1 rRNA gene is annotated in these 3,011 nt (G+C 53.4%); it reads left to right on the forward strand.

Annotated elements, in window-relative coordinates:
• Positions 1–105: 105 nt before the first annotated feature.
• Positions 106–3,011 (forward strand): 23S ribosomal RNA (locus tag ACTWP7_RS20305); the annotation flags it as partial.

The following is a 3,011-nucleotide window of genomic DNA, read 5'->3' on the forward strand; positions in this document are numbered from 1 at the left end:
TGTGAACCTTGAAAACTGGATAAGGAATCAATAGCGTTTTAGACGCTAGTGATGACAAGACATTCAACAGAAACATCGAACGAAACAACGTCTTTTCACGACGATAGTTAAGTGAATAAGGGCGCACGGTGGATGCCTTGGTACTAGGAGCCGATGAAGGACGGGACTAACACCGATATGCTCCGGCGAGCCGTAAGTAGGCTTTGACCCGGAGATTTCCGAATGGGGAAACCCGCTGTTCGTAATGGGACAGCATCCGATACTGAATACATAGGTATCGGACGGCACACCCGGGGAACTGAAACATCTCAGTACCCGGAGGAAGAGAAAGCAAATGCGATTTCCCAAGTAGCGGCGAGCGAAACGGAAACAGCCCAAACCAGAAAGCTTGCTTTCTGGGGTTGTAGGACACTCCATTGGAGTTATCAAGAAGGAAGGTAGATGAATCGGCCTGGAACGGTCAGCCAGAGCAGGTAACAGCCCTGTAGTCGAAACCTTTCTTCCTCCGGAGTGGATCCTGAGTACGGCGGAACACGAGGAATTCCGTCGGAATCCGGGAGGACCATCTCCCAAGGCTAAATACTCCCTAGTAACCGATAGTGAACCAGTACCGTGAGGGAAAGGTGAAAAGCACCCCGGAAGGGGAGTGAAAGAGAACCTGAAACCGTGTGCCTACAAGTAGTCGGAGCCCGTTAATGGGTGACGGCGTGCCTCTTGTAGAATGAACCGGCGAGTTACGACCGTATGCGAGGTTAAGCATAAGAAGCGGAGCCGCAGCGAAAGCGAGTCTGAATAGGGCGCGTGAGTATGCAGTCGTAGACCCGAAACCGTGTGATCTACCCATGTCCAGGATGAAGGTCAGGTAACACTGACTGGAGGTCCGAACCCACGTAAGTTGAAAATTACGGGGATGAGGTGTGGGTAGGGGTGAAATGCCAATCGAACACGGAGATAGCTGGTTCTCTCCGAAATAGCTTTAGGGCTAGCCTCAGAATAGAAAGTCATGGAGGTAGAGCACTGATTGGACGAGGGGCCCCTATCGGGTTACCGAATTCAGTCAAACTCCGAATGCCATAGACTTTGTTCTGGGAGTCAGACCGTGGGTGATAAGGTTCATGGTCGAAAGGGAAACAGCCCAGACCGCCAGCTAAGGTCCCAAAGTGTGTGTTAAGTGGAAAAGGATGTGGAGTTGCTTAGACAACCAGGATGTTGGCTTAGAAGCAGCCATCATTCAAAGAGTGCGTAATAGCTCACTGGTCGAGTGACTCTGCGCCGAAAATATATCGGGGCTAAACACACCACCGAAGCTGCGGATTGATCTTACGATCAGTGGTAGGAGAGCGTTCTAAGGGCCGTGAAGTCAGACCGTAAGGACTGGTGGAGCGCTTAGAAGTGAGAATGCCGGTATGAGTAGCGAAAAAAGAGTGAGAATCTCTTTCACCGAAAGCCTAAGGGTTCCTGAGGAAGGCTCGTCCTCTCAGGGTTAGTCGGGACCTAAGCCGAGGCCGAAAGGCGTAGGCGATGGACAACAGGTTGATATTCCTGTACCACCTCCTTTCCGTTTGAACGACGGGGGGACGCAGGAGGATAAGGAGAGCGCGCCATTGGATGAGCGCGTCCAAGCAGTGAGACGGTCGGATAGGCAAATCCGTCCGGCAACGTCAAGCTGTGATGGGGAGGGAACTAAAGTACCGAAGCTCCTGAGTTCACACTGCCAAGAAAATCCTCTAGTGAGGAAAGAGGTGCCCGTACCGCAAACCAACACAGGTAGGCGAGGAGAGGATCCTAAGGTGAGCGGGAGAACTCTCGTTAAGGAACTCGGCAAAATGACCCCGTAACTTCGGGAGAAGGGGTGCTCCTCTGCCGAGGAGCCGCAGTGAAAAGGCCCAAGCGACTGTTTACCAAAAACACAGGTCTCTGCGAAGCCGTAAGGCGAAGTATAGGGGCTGACACCTGCCCGGTGCTGGAAGGTTAAGGGGATGCGTTAGCCGTAAGGCGAAGCGTTGAACCGAAGCCCCAGTAAACGGCGGCCGTAACTATAACGGTCCTAAGGTAGCGAAATTCCTTGTCGGGTAAGTTCCGACCCGCACGAAAGGTGCAACGACTTGGGCACTGTCTCAACGAGAGACCCGGTGAAATTATACGATGTGTGAAGATGCACATTACCCGCGACAGGACGGAAAGACCCCGTGGAGCTTTACTGTAGCCTGATATTGAATGTTGGTACAGCTTGTACAGGATAGGTAGGAGCCTTAGAAGCCGGAGCGCTAGCTTCGGTGGAGGCGCTGGTGGGATACTACCCTGGCTGTACGGACATTCTAACCCAGGACCGTAATCCGGTCCGGAGACAGTGTCAGGTGGGCAGTTTGACTGGGGCGGTCGCCTCCTAAAGAGTAACGGAGGCGCCCAAAGGTTCCCTCAGAATGGTTGGAAATCATTCGCAGAGTGTAAAGGCACAAGGGAGCTTGACTGCGAGACCTACAAGTCGAGCAGGGACGAAAGTCGGGCTTAGTGATCCGGCGGTACCGCATGGAAGGGCCGTCGCTCAACGGATAAAAGCTACCCCGGGGATAACAGGCTTATCTCCCCCAAGAGTCCACATCGACGGGGAGGTTTGGCACCTCGATGTCGGCTCATCGCATCCTGGGGCTGTAGTCGGTCCCAAGGGTTGGGCTGTTCGCCCATTAAAGCGGTACGCGAGCTGGGTTCAGAACGTCGTGAGACAGTTCGGTCCCTATCCGTCGTGGGCGTTGGAAATTTGAAAGGAGCTGTCCTTAGTACGAGAGGACCGGGATGGACACACCGCTGGTGTACCAGTTGTTCCGCCAGGAGCATCGCTGGGTAGCTACGTGTGGTCGGGATAAGTGCTGAAAGCATCTAAGCATGAAGCCCCCCTTGAGATGAGATTTCCCCTTACGCCAAGTAAGTAAGATCCCTCAGAGACGATGAGGTTGATAGGTCCGAGGTGGAAGCGTGGTGACACGTGGAGCTGACGGATACTAATGGATCGA

This window comes from Halobacillus sp. B29 (assembly GCF_052246755.1).
In the GTDB taxonomy this organism is placed as follows: Bacteria; Bacillota; Bacilli; order Bacillales; family Halobacillaceae; genus Halobacillus; species Halobacillus halophilus.